Source organism: Kordiimonas lacus (genome assembly GCF_001550055.1).
In the GTDB taxonomy this organism is placed as follows: Bacteria; Pseudomonadota; Alphaproteobacteria; order Sphingomonadales; family Kordiimonadaceae; genus Kordiimonas; species Kordiimonas lacus.
Window position 1 is genome coordinate 491,122 of record NZ_LRUA01000003.1, and the last position, 18,284, is coordinate 509,405.

Below are 18,284 nucleotides of genomic sequence, written 5' to 3' on the forward strand. Positions count from 1 at the left end.
CACGCGCAAACCAGCTTGACAGCGCGCCCGGCAAAGCTGCCTAATTCGGGGTAAGGGGAGAGGATGACAATCACGCCAGACACACTTTTGGCCATGGCGGAGGGACTGGCAAACCAGCCCCTGATGCTGGCGTGCGTGCTGGCCCTTGCCACCCTTGTCACGGAAGACGGCACTTTGATTGCCGGCAGTCTGATGGTCGGTGCGGGGCTGGCGTCAGCGCCGTTTGTGATCGCCGCTGTCGCCTTTGGTATCGCGGCAGGCGATGTGGGGCTGTATGGCCTTGGCGCAGCGGCCCAGAAAAGCCGCTGGTTGAAGCGCCGACTGCCGCTTCGCAAAACCCGCGATTTCAGGCGCTGGCTTGAGGGGAAAAGCACCCCCGTGCTGTTTGCTTCCCGCTTCCTGCCCGGCACCCGCCTACCCACATACCTGACCTTCGGCTTCCTGCGCCTACCGCTTATGCATTTCACGCTGGTGATGGCCGTGGCCTCGCTGGTGTGGGTCACGCTGATGGTCCTGTTTGTCAGCCACGTCCAGAAGGCCGTCGCGCACCTGGGCGGCTGGGCAGGCATCACTGCGGGCGTGCTTGTTGCCGTCGGTCTGATCATGCTGTCCCACCGCCTTGTGCGCAAAAGCCGCTACGCTGGCCAGCTGCAAGCCACACAGTCCGGAGTAGAGAATGCAAGCTGAACAGATACAGAAGATGCAGGACAAGCCCCACGCCGGCATGCCGCCGCTGGATGCCAGCGCTGGTGAGGTCAGCTGGTTCGAATTTGCCCCTGCGCATCTCTTCTACACGCCCATCGCCCTTTATTGCGGCTGGCTGTCGCTGAGGCACTTTGGCCTCACGTTGCCCACCGGTAGCAACCCGGCCCTGCCCTACTCAGGCCTGGTGGGCGAAAGCAAATATGAAGTATTGAACCACGCATGGGACACCGCCCAGGACTGGATCTCACCCTACGTGCGCGTGCTGCGCTGGAGCGGTGAGAACGCCATTGAGCGGACCCTGGAGGACGCAGAAACCGGCCTTCATAAGGCAGGCATCACCTACCCCTTTGTCGCCAAACCGGACATTGGCATGCGCGGCGCCGGCGTGCAGCTGGTGCACACGAAAGCTGAGCTCAAGGCCTACATCGAGCGGTTCCCGGCGGGGGCCAACCTGCTCTTGCAGGCGCTGGTGGATATGGAAGGCGAAGCGGGTGTCTTTTATGTGCGTCACCCGGACGAACAGAAGGGCCGCATTATCAGCCTGACACTCAAATATTTCCCCCGGGTCACCGGCGACGGCCAGTCAACACTCAGGCAGCTGATCCTGGCCGACGCACGCGCCGGCAAGCTGGCACACCTGTATCTGGAGCGCCACAGAGAACGCCTGCATGAAGTGATCCCAGAAGGCGAAAGCATCCGGCTGGCGTTTGCGGGCAACCACTGCCGCGGTACCATTTTCCGGAACGGCAATGATGAAATAACCGAGGCCATGACCGACCGGTTCGACGCCATCGCCCAAACAATGGACGGCTTCTTTGTGGGCCGGTTTGACGTGCGTTTTGATGACTTCGAAGCCTTTCAGGCAGGCGAAGGCTTCCGCATTATCGAGATCAACGGCGCGGGCGGAGAGGCCACGCACATCTGGGATTCACGCACCACGCTCCTTGAGGCCTACGGCACACTGATGCGCCAGTTCGGGCACCTATACGCCATTGGCGCGAAAAATCGGCGCCTCGGGCACAAGCCCACGCGGCTCAGGGACATCATCAAGGCCTGGTGGCGCGAGAAGCGCCTGACCAAACACTACCCCATCACGCATTGAACCACAGGAGATACAGATGGACTTTATCAAGAAGCATATCGAGTGGATTCCTGTTTTGATTATTGCAGGAATCTTTCTACCCACCCTTCCAATGAAGTTTGGCGGCGCCCCGGTCACGGATCATATTTTCATGACAGTAGGCCAGTTCCTGGGCTTGGGATTTTTCGAGACGAGTGGTGCAAAGATCATTGGCAGCCTGGAGCTGCTGTCTGTCATTTTGCTGCTCGTGCCCAAGCTGAGGGCGTTCGGAGCCCTGCTTGCCAGTGGCCTGATGGCTGGTGCGATCTTCTTTCACCTTGCCAGCCCTCTCGGTGTGGTCGTGCGCTGGCAAGAAAACGGCGAAATGCAGGAGATGCCCGATCTGTTCATCATGGCAATAATTGCATTTGCGTCCGCACTATGGCTGGTCCTGCGTCACAAAGATACCCTTCTAGCCATTCTGGGGAAAAGTGGGACATCTTCAGACGATACGACCAGTTAAGGAGCTGCACATGGACTTTATCAAGAAACATATCGAATGGCTGCCAGCGCTGGTCGTTGTCATCATCCTGGGGGGCAGCCTGCCATACAAATTTGGCGGCTCTGCGGAGACAGCTCACATCTTCGACGTCGTGGGCCAGTTTTTGGGACTTGAGTTCTTCCGCACCACAGGCGGCTATATCATCGGCACGGTAGAGGCCATTGCCTGCATCCTGCTGCTGACACCCAAGATGCGCGCATACGGCGCCGTGCTGACCGCCGGCACCATGGCGGGTGCGATCACCTTCCACCTGTTCAGTCCGCTGGGCGTGACTGTACAGTGGATGGAGAACGGTGAAATGCAGGAAGATGGGTCCCTGTTCTATCTGGCGGTCGTCGCCTTCCTGAGCGCGCTGTGGCTGATGTTCCAACGCAAGGATGAGCTTCTGGCGCTTCTGGGCCGGAAAAGCGGCTAGCGCAAAAAAAACAAGGGAGGCAGAACACACCCATGTTCTTCCTCCCTCGCCGCACCACGGCTTTAACCGGGTTTGATCAGTGAACGACAGCCCGCTCTTCGCCTGTCCGGACAAACTTCAGGTCATTCCGCTTCAGATAACGATAAATGCGCTGGGCAGCTTCCTGACTGAAGCCTGCGGCGTGCACCAGCGTCAGCATCTGGCGCAGTTCGCCGGATTCGAAAATGCGGCGCACTTCGCCGAGCGTCACGCCCGCTTCAACTGCAAGGGCGCTACCAAGGAACTGGAAGCTACCCATTTCGGCCATTTTCATGACCAGGTTTTCATCCAGGCGCCCTTCAGCCCGCAGGTCAATGACATAGCCATGCACCTGGGCCGGGCCGGCCTTTGAAATCTTCTTCCACAGCACCTGTTCCTGGCTTTGCTGTGTTAGCGCGGTCGCCTGTTCGCCTGAAACCGCATATTTGTTCATCAGCACCTTGCGGCATTCTTCGGAAACCATATCCACGATCCGCTCAACCACGCCAAGCGGCAGGTCGCTGCGGCGCCCAAGTGCATCGATAACCGACTGATGGTCTGCGAAACGGTCGACAGTTCGGTTGCAGCTGCGCTCGGAAAAACGAATGGCTGCGTTCTTGACGGCGACAGTCGCCGGCCGAATAGGCGCAGAGCTGACCAGTGCATAGGTCGCGTGATCCCCCAAATCGTCACGGCCCGCAATCCGCATCAGGGCGTGTTCTTCAAGGTGCGGGATCAGGCTGGCCCACTGTGCGTCGGTGAAAGCGGTGGTGACCTCAACGAACGGGCCAGATACGCTTTCCACATCTGTGGCGATGCGCGCTGCCAGATCATACGGCAGTCGGCTGCAGTAGCGCAGCTCAAACGCCAGCGTTTCGCGCACTTCAAGGCAAATGTCCTGCGCAAGGGCACGAGCAACATTTTCAACCGTTGCCAGCTCTTCGTCCGGACGGTTATCGGAATTCAGGAATCGAGATGCGCGCTTGGCGAGAACCACCTTCGCGACAGGATCGGCTTTTGCCAGATTTTCAGGGTCCAAACTCATCACATCGGCTCCATCTGGGAATCGCTGCTTCTCAGCTCTTCCAGTTTGGCACCCGCCTATAGTTTAGCCTGATGCCTGTAAACATTATATTAACGCCGGCCATTGTTGGCTCGACGCACTCAAAACACTGCCTGATTTCAGGCAAGCCAGACGGCCTACCCACCCTGCCAGGAACAGGGTTATGCTGCCGCGCCGCCTGCCTTTTCTGCAAGGGCAACGACATTACTATCGTCTTCAAGATCTTCAGCTGCCTGGCTGTTGAACCGTTTCGCCAGTTTGAGGAAACGGGGTGCCATGGTCTTGCTGACATTGGCCATCTGCATCAGCCGCACAAAGGCGGACGGATCTTCAAGCGTCAGAATTTCGCGAATGCGCCCCACCGGCAGGCCGGCTTCAAGCGCCAGCGAGCTTTCCATGAAGGGTGCGCAGCCACGGTCGGCGATTTCCACCACCAGCAGGTGTGTCAGGCGGCGGTCGTTCCTCAGATCTGTAACAAAGGCATGTATCTGGGCCGGGCTCGCGGTCTTGAGCTGGTCCCACAGGGCCTCGATTTTATTGTCTTCCGCAATCTGCCCTGCTACATCGGAATCAATGGCATATTGGGACACCAGCGTGTCGCGGCAATGGGCCGACACCTTATTCACAATACGCTCAACCACACTCAGCGGCAGATCGTGACGGGCACTCAAATGGTCCATCATCCGAACATTGTCACTGAAGCGGTCAACCACCTTGCCGGACGCCTTTTCGGGCATTTCCGACCGGTCATTGCGCACAAGCGTGGTCACGCTACGCTCCTTGCCGTAGGTCGCAACGGCTGTTGAAACTGTTTCCGAGAGGTCCGACCGGCGGGCCAGCGTGATCAGCGCATGTTCTTCAAGCGCCGGGATCAGCCGCATCCATTCCTTGTCGGTAAATACGTTGGTTTCGCCCAGAAACGGGCCGGATACCATTTCCACATCGCGGGCAATTTTGTCCGCCAGATCGTGCGCGAGGACCTTACATTTCCTGAGCTCAAACGCCAAAACCTCCCGAACCTGCGGGGAGACGTCCTGAGCCAACACACGCGCCACATTTTCAACAGTCGCGCGCTCTTCCTCAGCCTGCTCCTTGACCAGAAACTGGCCAACGCGCTTGGCGAGAACGATTTTCTCGAGCTGCACTGCATCCACTAATGTCACGGTATTAAAGTCCATTCTTGAGGCTCCAATCCTGCCTGATCCGTTAACCGGGCCTGATTAAAACCGGTATCAACACACGCCTGATGCCTGTCACAATGTCATATGGGGGTGAGAATTTCGTCAACGAATGGGGAAAGGTTAGCTAAAATTGTATCGATTTTTCAGGGCTTTGGCGGATTTCATCCGGAAAACTCCCCGGTCAGATTTTCCTATACCTCTGCACCAGTGCTGGCACGTGAGCGACCGACCACGAACCGGACACACCATACCGGGCATCATGCTTTAACGACTGATGCCTTCAATGCATAAGCCTTTGTAAATCATAATGTTTTTGATGCAACCTGCAGCAAAACCCGCAACGGGGCAGTCAAGCAACCATGGCAAACCAGTATGGTCGTCATCGGTCGGCACAATGTGTGTGCGGCCACAAGACCACCCAGTTACTGCGGCTGAAACAGCATCCACATGGCAATAAAGCAAAAGCTTCCCAAGCAATTGATGATGAAGATTTTTTGCCCTTTCGCACCAACGTTTAACGGGGTTGAGGCTGCTTTCGCCCTACCACCATGACATCCCGCATACCGATTCGTCTCCTGTCCTTGCGCGCCCCATAGCCCACATATCGTCAAAAAAAAGGGGAGCCAGACGGCTCCCCAGTTAAATTGCGAACGAAAGCCAGCGGCTTTCGAGACGCGAGAGATTTCGTTACTCGTACCTGAGTGCCTGGATCGGATTACGCCGCGCGACGGAAGCCGCCTGCCCGCCAACGGTGAGCCAGGCAATCATGAAAGCAGCCAAGGCAGCCAACAGGAATACCCAGCTGTTGCCCAACAGGGATATCCTGTAGGCAAATCCGTCAAGCCAGGCACTCATGCCCGACGCAGACACAAGGACACCTATCGGAATGGCAAGTGCTACCAAGCGGCTGAACTGCCATGTTAGAAGCAACACGATATCCAGAACCCGGGCCCCCAGCACCTTGCGAATGCCAACCTCTTTGATACGGCGCACCGCAGCGTATGAAGCCAGCCCATAGAGGCCTAGGCAGGCGACCAGCACAGCAAACACGCTGAAGCCGCCAAACAGCTGGGCCTGCCTTTCGGCATCCTGGTAAAGGCCCCTGTAGGCCTGCTCCAGGAAGGTTGGACTCATCGGCACGCCCGGCACCAGATTGTTCCAAATGGATTCAAGTTCAGCCAGGGTTTGGCGCTCTGCTCCCTGTTGCAGCTCCACAATCATATAATAGAGCGGCCGATCAGAGACGAAGAAGGCCATCGGTTCGATTTCCTTGTAGAGACTGCCAAGGTGAATATCCGGCACCACCCCAACAACCGTGGAAACAGTTTGCCGGCCCGTCGGCGTGATGATCTGCTGGTTGATGGCCTGGTCGGCACTGCCATATCCCAACAGCGTTGCCGCCGACTGGTTCAGGACGATCCCGCGGGTTCGAGGCAAGGCCGGGTCTGTTGGTGTGTGTGTCAGGTCGGCCTGTCGGTCAGCCGCAAACAGCCGTCCTGCCAGTGGGCTTTGGCCCATCAAGGGGAAGAAGTCTGCATCAACCCACACCTGTGTGATGCTGCGGGCTTCATCTCGGCTGGCATGCTGAGGTACAAAAACGCCCAGACCGTGCGGCGCCTCAGGCAGGGGCGCGGTTGTCATGGCAACGGAGCGCACACCCGAAAGCTGGGAAAAGCTGTTCTTGAGCGCCAAGGCAACGGGCCGCACTTCGCTTTCGCTGATCGGCACGATAACCTTGCCGGCGGGGTCGAAGCCCAGATCAGCAGTTCTGACATAATCCGTCTGCCGGTAAATGATAGCGGTAGACGCGATCAGGGCGACAGACACAGAAAACTGCAGCACCACAAGGCTGTTGCGAAGCCAGGGAACGCCATCGCTTGTCGACTTGTTTGCCGAAAGCACGCTTGTCGGCCTGAAGCGGGACAGAAAGAAGGACGGATAAAACCCTCCACATACCCCGGCAAGCACCGCCGTACCGCCCAACAGGGAAGCCGCAGGAATACTGTAAAGCGGCGCAAGGCTGATGTCTTTGCCCAGGAAATTACCGAAGCTGAACAAGGTGAACTCTGCCAGGACAAGCCCGAGGAGCAGCGCCAGAAAGGCCGTGAGCACCGCCTCCCCCAAAAACTGAACCATGATCTGCCGCGATGAGGCACCCAGTACTTTCCTGAGTGCCACCTCGCGTGCATGCCGAAGCGCGTTTGCGGTTGAGAGATTGGCGAAGTTAACCACCGCCAACGCCAGCACCAGAGAGGCAATCAGGGCAAAGGTGACGACCGTGTCAATATCGCCCACCGAGCCTTCATGGTTATCCTTGTCTGAATAAAGGTGCAGGTCAGCAACCGGCACAGCGTTATAGTGGTGCAGGTCTGCGGGGGGGAGTTTGGTCCATGTCAGGGTGATGTTGCGCTCGGCAAATGCCCGCCCGTTCTGCTCAAGGACAATTGGATCAAAGCCTTCATTCACCTTGATATAGGTATGAGCCTGATCCGACCCCCAAGTATCACGAAAACCAAGCAATCCGTTTTCGTCGGCGGAAATGCGCGTCAGGAGCTGGATATCCAGATGTGTATTGGCTGGCAGATCCTTCAGCACAGCAACGACCGTTCTGTCTTCCCGACCTCCGATATTCAGGATTTGCCCGATGGGGTTTCTGTCACCGAAAAATCTTTTCGCCGCGGTCTCGGACAGCGCGATATTGCCGGTGTTTTTCAGAATATCGGCCCGCTGGCCCAGAACCACAGGCAAATCAAATAGAGCGAAGAAATTCGGGTCCGCGAAATAGAGCTCCTCAGTGAACTGGTTTGCCCCGCTGCGAACTGTGAATTTCCGTGTCTTCAGACGCGTCGCATCCTCAATGCCGGAGAAATCCTTCACGAGAGCCGCCGCAAGGGGGGCTGGTGTCATGGCAGACGGGATGGGTGCGTGCCCCGGCTCGGTCTCGGTAAACTCAACCTTATAGAGCGCATCCACGTTCGGCAGCCACCGGTTGTAGCTCAGTTCATAATTTACATAGAGCCCGATCAGCGTCACCGCGGCGAACCCGATGGCCAACCCGCCGATGTTGATCACGGACAGCATCCTGTTACGGAGCAACCGCCTGAGCGCCACCAAAAAATAGTTTACAATCATCTTTTTCCTCGCTGCCGACTTTCCGGCTTTTTATTCGTATCTGAGCGCCTGGATCGGGTTGGCTTGCGCCACATGGGCTGCGCGCCCCGCAACCGTGAGCCAGGCAATCAACAAGGCCACCGTACCTGCCGCCAACGCCATGGCGATGACGAAGGTACTATCCAGCCGGTACTGGAAGCTTTCCAGCCAGCCAGACATCACATACCAGCCCACGGGCCAGGCAATGACATTCGCGATCAGCACAGGGCGCGAGAACTGCCACACGAGCAGTTTGACAATGTCCACAACCCGGGCGCCAAGTACCTTGCGGATGCCGATTTCCTTGGTGCGTTGCTCGGCAGAAAAAGCCGCAAGGCCATAGAGCCCCAGGCACGCCACGATGATGGCCAGGCCTGAGAAGGCAGCAAACAGTTTTGCCTGCGCTTCCTCACTGGCATACTGGGCAGCCAGCATATCCGACACAAACTGATGGCCAAGTGGCGTCATCGGCAGGTGATCACGCCAGATGCCTGCAATACCGGTTGTAACCGATTGGATATTATCGGTATTCAGCGTGAGGGTGATGGAATCAAGGGCTGGCGGGTTGATCCAGTAGGCGGTCGACCGCACACCGAACTTGAGCGATCGGAAATAGATATCCGGCACCACGCCTACGATAGTGAAATCATGACGGCCCGACTGGAACACTTCAGCCCGCAATGTTTTGCCGAGGGCCTGAGCAGGCGAAGCGAAGCCAAGCGACCGAACCGCCGCTTCGTTCAGCACAACTGAAGCCGTCCCGATACGATCTTCGCCGTCGGGGATGGGGTTGATGGCATCTGTGCCGAAAGCTTCATCGAAGGTGCGACCGGCAATTGGGCTAATGCCGAAAGCTTCGAAGAAGTCATAGCCCACAGAATGATAGTTGACGACTACCTGGTCACCTTGCATGTCAGCGCCAGTGTTATCCAGCACGGTGAAGCCGGTGTTGTTTTCATTGTCCTGGCTTGGCACTTCGGATGACAGCACCGCCTTCGAGACACCGGGCAACTGCTCGAGAGCCTGACGAATGGTCTCAGCCTGCGGCGTACCCGCGGCGTTCCCCAGGTTGGTAATTGCAAGCTTGCCGCTGTGCACATAGCCCACGTCCATGCTTTTGGCGTAGGTGGTCTGGCCATAGATGACGGCGGTGCACATCACAAGGCCAATGGAAATTGCAAACTGAAACACAACGAGCGCCGAACGGAAGGTGGAAGCACCCCCCACATCAGACGATTTGTTGGCTTTCAGGATACGCGCTGGCAGGAAGCGGGACAGGAACGCTGCCGGATAGCTGCCGGACAGCAGCCCCACCACAATGGCAACACCCGCGAGGGAGAGCAGAAGCGGCAGGTCCTGAAGCACATCAAACACCAGATTCTTGTCGATGGCGTCATTATAAAGTGGCAGGGCCAGTTCAACGCCGACAAAGGCGAACAGAAGCCCGAGGGTCGCGATCGCCACGGCTTCACCCAGGAACTGCAGCGCCACCTGGCGCCGGGTTGCCCCCATGACTTTCCTGAGCGCCACTTCCCGCGCCCGCTTGGACGCCTTGGCGGTCGACAGGTTCATGAAGTTGATCGACGCGATCAACAGGATCAGAAGCGCCACGCCCGAGAAGGTATAGACCATATTGATGTCACCCATGGGCGACAGGTCTCCCATGTTGCCAGCGTCACGGCGGGCGTGCAGGTGCAAATCCAGCAGCGGCATGACATTCGGCTTGACGAAATCTGTCACTTTGCCCGGCATGTCCGTACGCTCGCTGAAAGGGCTTTCATTATCCAGCCATGTGTCGTAGCGCGCCTGCAGGTCTGCCGCTGTCGCGCCGTCCTTCAGCTTGAAATAGGTATAGACATTCACGCTGGTCCAGGTGTTCAAGATGTTGGGCGCGAAATCGAACATGGAAGGCTCCATGCGCACCAGGAAGCCAAGCTGCAGGTGCGAATTGCCAGGAATGTCCTTCAGCACACCGGCAATCGGCAACGTCATTGGCTGTCCCCGCAGGCAGCAGGCCGTCAGGGTTTCCCCCACCACATCCGTACGCCCGAAATATTTGATCGCCAGTTCTTCGGTCAGCAGCATGTCAAGCGGACGACTGAAGCTTGAGGACGCATCACCATGGACAAACGGCAGGTCAAGCACGTCGAAGAAGGTGCCATCTGCAAACGTTACCTGCTCAGTAAAGGCATTATTGTCCTTGATGATCGTGGTCGTGTTGTTGACCAGGCGAACACCTTCTGCCACCTCTGCGCTGGCGTAGGCCTTCAAGGCCCCCATGATGCGGCCCGCAGACCTGACTGTCAGGAACGGAGGACGCTCCTGCGGGTAGAAAGCCGAATGGATGCGCACAACCTTGTCCGCTTCAGGTACCCACTGATCGTAGGTCAGCTCGTCCCGCACAAACAGGAGGATGAGAATGCAGCTCATCATACCGATGGCCAGACCGAACACGTTGATGGCCGAAAACAGCCTGTTCTTCATGATATGCCGCCAAGCAGTCAGCAGATAATTTCTAAACATGTTCGTCTCCTCGCTTTCGCATGCGCCCCACAGGTCCGTGCCCGTGGGGCTTTATGATCCTAGTCGTGCTTCAGGGCATTGATCGGGTTCGACCGCGCCACAGCAAGTGCGTGACCTGCCACAGTCAGCCACCCAATCAACAGGGCCCCGGCACCCATCACCAGAAACGGCAAAACACCCAATTCAACACGGTAGGCGAACCCGTTCAGCCAATCGTTCAGGAAATAGAAGGCAACAGGCCAGGCAATCAGATTGGCGATCAGGATGGGCTTGGAAAACTGCCACAGCATCAGGCCGACAATATCCGCAAGCCGCGCACCCAGCACCTTGCGGATGCCGATTTCCTTCGTCCGGCGTTCCGCCGTGAAGGACGCCAGGCCATAGAGCCCCATACAGGAAATCAGGACAGCCAGCAGGGTGAAGGCCGCCAGAATATTGCTCAACTGGTCATCGGTTTGATACTGTCGTTCAACCATCTCATCCATGGTGCGGTACCGCAGTATGCTGTCTGGATAGGTGGCGTGCCAGGCCTGTTCGATGGCCGCAATGGCCGCATCGCGGTTGTTGCCGTCGATGCGCACGCTCATGTCGGAATTGCGGATGAAATCGATATAATAGATACCCGGCCGGATCACGTCGCGGGCGCTGTCGAAATGGAAGTCTTCCACCACGCCAACAATCGTTGCGTCCACCCGCAGGCTGCTGGAAAGGTCCGCCGACACCTGTTGGCCAATGGCCGCGTCAGGTGTCTCAAAGCCAAGAAGCTTCGCACCCATTTCGTTGACTACGATATTGGCAGCACTTGCATATTCAGCATCCTCGACGCGGTCGCGAAGCACATCAGCGCCTGCGTCGGTCAGATACCGGCCAGCCAGCAGCGGAATTTCATATACCTTGAAGAAGTCCGGCCCTGTGGGCAGCCCGTCCAGCATCACCGGATCACCACCCGTGACCGGGCGAATATGCAGCCTGTCTTCGCTGCCTTCCGTTGGCACATCAGAGGAGCGGCCAACAGCTTCGATGAATGGGCTCTCGAGAAGGCGTTGTTTGATCTCATTCGAGCGCTCGTTATTGGTACCCGACAGCACGATCAGATTGTCCGCGGTAAAGCCCAGATCCAATTGGCGGGCAAACTCCGTCTGCTTATGGACAAAGAAAGCAATGATCATCAGCGCCACAGAAATACTGAACTGCGCCACCACAAGCCCCTGCCGAAGCTTCGAGGTGCCATTGTCGGATGCCGTGTTGCTATACAGCACATCGTGCGGCTTCAGCATGGCGAAATAAGTGGCCTGGAAACTGCCGGCACTGACACCAACACCCACCCCCAGAAGCACAAGCGCGCCGAGCATGGCTGGCTCGCCCAAGAGATTCATCTCAATGATCGAAGACAGAAACTCGTTATAATAAGGAAGGGCAATCTCGACCATCGTCAGCGCCAGCAGAAGCGCCCCGAAGGCGAGCAAAATGCTTTCGCCCAGGAACTGCTGCACAACCTGGCGGCGGCTTGCCCCCAAAACCTTGCGCACGGCCACTTCCCGCGCCCGGTGGGCCGTCCGTGCCATCGAAAGATTCAGGAAATTCACCACAGCAATCAACAGGATCAAAAACGCCACCCCAGTGAAACCATAGAGCACATCAGGCTTTGCGTTAGTGCCATTACCATAAAGGTGCACATCACCGATGTTCACCAGCCCAAGTGTCATTGACCAGTTGCGGCCGTTTTCCTGACCTTGCTGGTTCTTGGGCAGAAAGCGGTCTACGATCGCGGGCAGCTCAGCCCGTATCAGGGCCATGTCGGTGCCCGGTGCAAAACGGGCATAGGTTTGCCAGTAAGCAAAGCGCCAGTCTTCAGAGAACCAGCGGGCTCCAGCAAAATATTCACGATTGAACGGAACGACAAAGTCATGCTGCACCACCGAATGCACCTCGGGGTCAGCGATAATGGCACTGACATAGAAGTCGCGGAACTCACCGCCGATCCGCAGTGTCAGCTTTTGCCCAAGTACCGGTGCGTCACCAAAATATTTCTCGGCCGTGCGTTCACTGATCGCAAGGTCCGACAGTTTTACAGATGCGGCATCAAAACCGCCTTTCAGGACATCGACCCCGAAAAAATCCAGATAGCCCGGTTCTGCGAAATGAACCTGCTGCGAGAACAACTCACCATCATGCCTCAGCGTCACACCGCCATCTATATAGCGCGCGATGGCCTCAACTTCCTGGAAGGTGTCGAAGAAGACCTGTTTCAGCGGCTCGACAGCGTTTGGCGTAGGCCTATCTGGTTGCCCTACCCGAACATAGGTGTTTTCCAGCCGGTAGATATCTTCGGCTCGGTCCCAATGACTATCCCAGCTGAATTCATTACGCACGAACAGGATAATCAGAATAAAGGCAGCTAATCCCATGGCCAGCCCCAGGATATTGATGCTGGAAAACAGCTTGTGCCGCATCAAACTTCTGAGCGCCGTTTTGAAATAGTTGAAAAACATGAATGTCTCCGCTGTCCTTGCTGTCTTTTCCATTTGGGAGGCATCTTGCTGTGCCCGCCCGGGGTCTGATCTGTATGGCTCTATTCGTACCGCAGCGCCTTGATCGGGCTGCCACGGGCCACACGCAGGGTATGGCCAATGATTGTCACCCAGGCGACACCCAACACCAACAGGCCCGCTGCCAGGAACGGCCAAGGCGTGAGGCCGATCCGGTCGATGAAATTCTCCAACCAGCGGCTAAGCCCCCACCATGCCAGCGGCCAGGCAATCAGGTTGGCAACCAGCACCGGCAGCGAGAACTGCCACACCAGAAGCTTCACAATATTGCGGCTGCGGGCACCCAGCACCTTGCGGATTCCGATCTCCTTGGCGCGGCGCTCGGTTGCCAGTGCCGCCAGGCCATAGAGACCCATCACGGCGATCACGGTCATCACGCCCGCGCTGAAGAGCAGAAGCCACCCCTGGCGCCGTTCGGTGTCGTAATATTCGGCGAAAGCATCATCGACAAACTGCCGCCGGATCGGCAGATCCGGGAAGAACTCGCGCCAGACGCGGTCGATCGCCGCAAGCGTGTCAGCCATGCCCTCGCGCTTCACCTTGACCACCACATGACGGAATTCGTGCGGGCCGATCCAATAATAGGTCGCGCTGGGTTCGGACCGGGCAGACCGTGTGCGCAGATTTTCAACCACCCCGATGATGGTGGAGTGGAAATCGTCCCAAGTGCTCACATCCTTGCCGATCGCGTCCTCAGGGTTGGTGAAACCCAATTCACGGGCGGCAATGTCATTGAGGATGATGGCCCCCGAAGCGCCCTGGTCGGTGCTCGTACGGGAATCAGAAGGACGGTTTTTGTCGAACAAACGACCCGCGATTGGCTCGACGCCAAGCAGTGGCAACAATTCCTCAGACATGGCAAAGCGGCGCATGTCCTTCGACACGCCGTTGGCCAGATGCACACCGTTCCAGTTATTATAGTCGTGGCCGGGCATGCCATGAGAAGCGGCAACGCCTTCGACACCGTCAAGCCGTGCCAACGCTTCCCTGAACGCCTCCTGACGTTGCAGCACCACAGGCCGGGAAATCCCGCTGATCTCCAGGAGCTGTGCGCTGTCGAACCCCGTGTCTTTGCTTTTTGCAAATTCCGCCTGCATGAACACCACGAGGCAGGTGGCAAGAAGGCCGATGGTGGCCGCGAACTGTGCAACGATCAGGCCATTCCGGAAGCGGCTGCCAAGCTTTGGCTTGATGCCGGAAAGATAATCAACCGGACGAAAGCGGATCGCGACCATGGCAGGATACAGGCCACAGACAATGCCCACGAAAACTGTGCCAACCAGCAGGATTGCAAGCGTGCCGGGCTCGTAGATCAAACCACTGGAAAGCGGGCGATTCATCAGGCCGCTGAAGATGGGCAACAGGGCTTCCGCCAGAACAATCCCGATCAGCATCGACAGGAATGTCAGCGCCACGGATTCCACCAGAACTTGAACTGTCAGGTGTCGCGCCTCGGCGCCCAGCGCCTTGCGAATGGCGATCTCACGCACCCGCTTCATCGCCAGCATGGTGCCAAGGTTTGCCACATTGATCACGGCGATCGCCAGGATCAGGAAGGCAATGACGCCGGCGGTGATCAGCGCAGAAACACTGCTGCGTCCATTGCCTCCACGCACATCACTTTTGAGGTGCGCGTCCACTGCGTAGGTCAGGTGAAATTCATACTGGGGCTTCATACCCTTTTCCACCCGGTCCTTGAACCTGTTGGCTGGGCCGATGCGCAGCGCCAGCTCGTTCATGGCCTTCGCAACATCATCCGGGTTCACGCCCTCCCTGAGGCGCATATATGTGGGGCCCGAGAACGACCCCCAGCTTGTGAGCCGCCAGGGCATGTGGTCAAACACTTGGGTCGTGGCGGGCAGGAAGGCATGCACCTCCATGTCGGATGCCTTCGGCCAATCCGGCATCACGCCGGTAACCTTCAGGGTATGTTCGCCGTCAATCTTGACCACGCGCCCAAGCGCCGGTTGGTCACCGAAGATCCGCCGGGCATCGCTTTGACTGAGCACAATAGCGTCGGGGCTACCCAGCGCGGTTGCCACGTCCCCTTCGATGAGCGTGATGCCCATCAGGTCGAAGATACCGGGATCCGCGATTGAGATTTCCTGTTCAAAGGCTTGGCCGTCAACCGACAGCGCAACCCCGTCGCCCAGGAGGCGTGAAAACTGTTCAATGCCATCAACCTGCTCCGCGAACAGGGGCGCCGTCACAGGCGGGATGGATTCGTCATTGTAGCTGAAGTTACCGTCCCGGTCATAAGTGTAAACTTCAACCCGCATCACACGGTCATTTTCCGGTATCCAGCGGTCGTACGACAGCTCGAAATTCACATACAACAGGATCATCATGCAGGCGGCCAATCCAACGGCCAGGCCAAATACATTGATCAGCGTATATTGCTTGTACCTGAGCAGGTTCCTGATCGCTGTCGTCATATAATTCTTAAACATCGTTTCCTCGATATGCTGTCGTTAAAGCCGTCTCTCGCGGTCTTTATATTTTTGGGGTGGCGGGCCCAATAGGCGCAGGCCCGCCCCCTTGTCTTGATCGTATGCTCTACTCGTAGCGAAGCGCCTTGATCGGGTTGGAGCGCGCCACTTTGGCTGCATTGCCGCCCACGGTGCCCCAGGCAATCATCAGCGCGATGAAGCCGGCGAATAGGCACAGCGGTATCAGAAGCCATGTATCGATCCGGTACGGGAAGGTCTCCAGCCAGCTCATCATGCCCCAGACCGCCAGCGGCCAGGCAATCAGGTTGGCAACAAGCACCGGTTTGGAAAACTGCCAGATCAGCAGACGGACGATGTCGATAACACTGGCGCCCAACACTTTGCGGATACCAATTTCCTTCGTGCGTCGCTCCGCAGTAAAGGACGCCAGCCCATAAAGCCCCAGACATGCGACCGCGATGGCAAGCATTGAAAAGCCACCCAGCATGGTTGCTAGAGCCTGTTCTGCCTCGAACTCTTCTGCCAGCGCCTGGTCTACATATTCGTATGAAAACGGAACCGTTGGTGCCATCCGTTTCCATACATTCTCCACCTGTGAAAGCAGAGCCTGTGCATCACCATTAAAGTTAATGGTCAGGTTCCCTTTCCAGCTGTCCGACATGACATACATTTCGGGGCGAATGATCTGGCGCAACGATTGAAAATTGATGTCAGGCACAACACCGATGATGGACAGATCCGCCTGAACATCATCACCAACCCCCATCCGGACGACTTTGCCAATGGCTTCTTCAGGTGTACCAAAGCCCAGTCGACGAATAGTGCGCTCATTCACCACCACTGTTCCTTGCAGCACCTCACCTTCTTTGGCCCCCTCGCTTGAAGGCGTACCATCAGTGCCTCGGCTCAAGTCGTATGCCCGACCAGCCACGAAGGGAATCTGATAGGTTTCGAAAAAGTCATGGTCGACGCCTTGGCGGCCAAGAAGGATGCTGCCAGCTTCTGGATTGCCCGGGATTTCAACACTGCTATTGCTTTCATTTCCGTCAGCCGGGCGCCCCGAGGTCAGGGAAGCATTGTTGACACCTTGCATGCGAAGCACTTCCTGTTTGAAAGCCTCCTGCTGTTCCAGCATCCCGCTGCGGCCAACATTGCGGATCACCAGCATATTGTCCTTCTGATAACCAGGATCCATATTCTGGCCATAAACCATCTGGCCATAAACCACGGCCGTTGAGACAATCAGCCCAATGGAAATCGTAAACTGCAGCACGACAAGAGCGTTCCGCAGCATGATTGAGCCAGAAGTTTCTGCAGACTTGTTTGCTTTCAGAACCCTGGATGGCTGGAACCCGGACAGAGCGATAGCAGGATAGAACCCTCCCAGTGTCCCCACAAAGGCGATCAGCCCTAGAAGGATCGCAAGGGTGGTGCCGTCGCTATATTCAAAGGTAAGTTCACGTCCCAGAAAGTCGCTGTATACCGGCAGTGCCATTTCAACCAGCACAATACCCAGCACCAGACCAATCAGCGCCAGCAGGATTGATTCCCCAAGGAATTGGGTAATCAACTGGCCACGACGAGCGCCCATCACTTTCCGGATTGCTACTTCGCGCGCCCGCTGGGTGGACTTGGCCGTCGCCAGGTTCATAAAGTTGATGCAGGCAATCAACAGGATCAATCCGGCAATGGCGGAAAAAATCATGACGGTCTTGATGTCGCCCGTTGGCTTCATTTCACCATCGCCAGCTGGATAAAGCTGAATATCCAACAATGGCTGGCTGGAGAATGTGACAAAATCTGATGGGTTTGTGCCAGGTTCAATCTGGTCACGGACATCCATCATCGTATCAGTGAAGTCCTTCCAGCGAGCATTCAGCGCATCAATCGAAACACCATCCTTCAGCTTGAAGAATATGTTGTTGTTGACCGAAAACCAGTGTCCATATTCCCATGGGAAGTTTTCGAAATCCGCTTCGTCAATCATGATCAAGGCCCGGAAGTCCATAACACTATTGTGCGGCAGGTCCTTGTATACGGCTCCGATGCGATAATCCCGCGTAGTGGCATAATAGGTCAATGTCATGACCTCACCGATCGGGTCCTTGTCACCGAAATGCTTCTTGGCAAAGCTTTCGTTCACCACCAGTGTAGAGTTGTCGTTAAGCGACTGCTTGATGTCGCCCGCAACAACATCCAGTGAGAACATGTCCACCGTTTCAGGATCGGTGAAATAGACTTCTTCACTGAAAACCTTGTTGTCATACTCAATTACCGGCCACTCGTTGTTAAACCGGGTTACCGCTTCTACTTCACCAGCAAAATATCGCTCTATCGCACCTTTTGCCGGCCCCATGGCCATTACCGTTACAAATGGCTCACGTCCGGGCACATTAAAGGTCGTGTTCATCCGGTAGAGCTTGTCTGCGTCCTTCCAAAATGTATCGAAGGACATCTCGTCGCGTACAAAAAGGGTGATCAGCACGCAAGCCGCCAACCCGACGGCAAGGCCGACGATGTTGATGGCGCTATATAGCTTGTGTTTGATCAGGTTCCTGAGCGCGACACTGATATAGTTCTGAAACATTGTTTTTCTCCCGCTGTCGTT

The 18,284-nt window shown here is 56.8% G+C and carries 11 protein-coding genes; 4 read left to right on the forward strand and 7 right to left on the reverse strand.

Features of this window, described 5'->3' with window-relative positions; genetic code table 11:
• Window positions 1–63: 63 nt before the first annotated feature.
• From KORLAC_RS05680 to KORLAC_RS05695, 4 genes are read left to right on the forward strand one after another with little or no spacing between them, the layout of a single operon-like run.
• A complete protein-coding gene (locus tag KORLAC_RS05680) occupies window positions 64–687 on the forward strand; it encodes a DedA family protein (protein WP_082714519.1) in 624 nt (207 codons plus the stop codon).
• Window positions 677–1,807 (forward strand): hypothetical protein, encoded by a 1,131-nt coding sequence (locus tag KORLAC_RS05685; protein ID WP_068304235.1) that lies wholly within the window; start codon window positions 677–679, stop codon window positions 1,805–1,807. The genes KORLAC_RS05680 and KORLAC_RS05685 overlap by 11 nt, the downstream gene beginning before the upstream one ends.
• A gap of 16 nt (window positions 1,808–1,823) precedes the next feature.
• Window positions 1,824–2,288, forward strand: a complete 465-nt coding sequence (locus KORLAC_RS05690) for a DoxX family protein (RefSeq protein ID WP_068304236.1) — start codon at window positions 1,824–1,826, stop codon at window positions 2,286–2,288.
• Between the two features lie 10 nt (window positions 2,289–2,298).
• On the forward strand, window positions 2,299–2,742 hold the full coding sequence (locus KORLAC_RS05695) for a DoxX family protein (protein ID WP_068304239.1): 444 nt from the start codon (window positions 2,299–2,301) through the stop codon (window positions 2,740–2,742).
• A gap of 76 nt (window positions 2,743–2,818) precedes the next feature.
• On the opposite strand, the gene KORLAC_RS05700 is transcribed toward KORLAC_RS05695, so the two are convergent.
• From KORLAC_RS05700 to KORLAC_RS05730, 7 genes are all read right to left on the reverse strand, one after another.
• Window positions 2,819–3,805, reverse strand: coding sequence for a DUF2336 domain-containing protein (locus KORLAC_RS05700; RefSeq protein WP_068304242.1), 987 nt, complete (start codon window positions 3,803–3,805; stop codon window positions 2,819–2,821).
• 179 nt (window positions 3,806–3,984) lie between these two features.
• Window positions 3,985–5,001 carry a DUF2336 domain-containing protein gene (locus KORLAC_RS05705; protein ID WP_068304246.1) on the reverse strand — a complete coding sequence of 339 codons (1,017 nt, stop codon included), beginning with the start codon at window positions 4,999–5,001 and terminating at the stop codon, window positions 3,985–3,987.
• Window positions 5,002–5,691: 690 nt separating this feature from the next.
• On the reverse strand, window positions 5,692–8,136 hold the full coding sequence (locus tag KORLAC_RS05710; protein WP_068304248.1) for an ABC transporter permease: 2,445 nt from the start codon (window positions 8,134–8,136) through the stop codon (window positions 5,692–5,694).
• Window positions 8,137–8,166: 30 nt separating this feature from the next.
• On the reverse strand, window positions 8,167–10,677 hold the full coding sequence (locus KORLAC_RS05715; protein ID WP_068304250.1) for an ABC transporter permease: 2,511 nt from the start codon (window positions 10,675–10,677) through the stop codon (window positions 8,167–8,169).
• A gap of 59 nt (window positions 10,678–10,736) precedes the next feature.
• The gene (locus tag KORLAC_RS05720) at window positions 10,737–13,169 is read right to left on the reverse strand and encodes an ABC transporter permease (protein ID WP_160328601.1); all 2,433 of its coding nucleotides are present in this window, start codon (window positions 13,167–13,169) and stop codon (window positions 10,737–10,739) included.
• An 80-nt stretch (window positions 13,170–13,249) separates the two neighbouring features.
• Entirely contained in the window at window positions 13,250–15,676 is a 2,427-nt protein-coding gene (locus KORLAC_RS05725; RefSeq protein ID WP_068304254.1) for an ABC transporter permease, read from the reverse strand.
• A gap of 106 nt (window positions 15,677–15,782) precedes the next feature.
• Window positions 15,783–18,263: an ABC transporter permease gene (locus KORLAC_RS05730; RefSeq protein WP_068304255.1), complete on the reverse strand. Its 2,481-nt coding sequence runs from the start codon at window positions 18,261–18,263 to the stop codon at window positions 15,783–15,785.
• Between the last annotated feature and the right edge of the window lie 21 nt (window positions 18,264–18,284).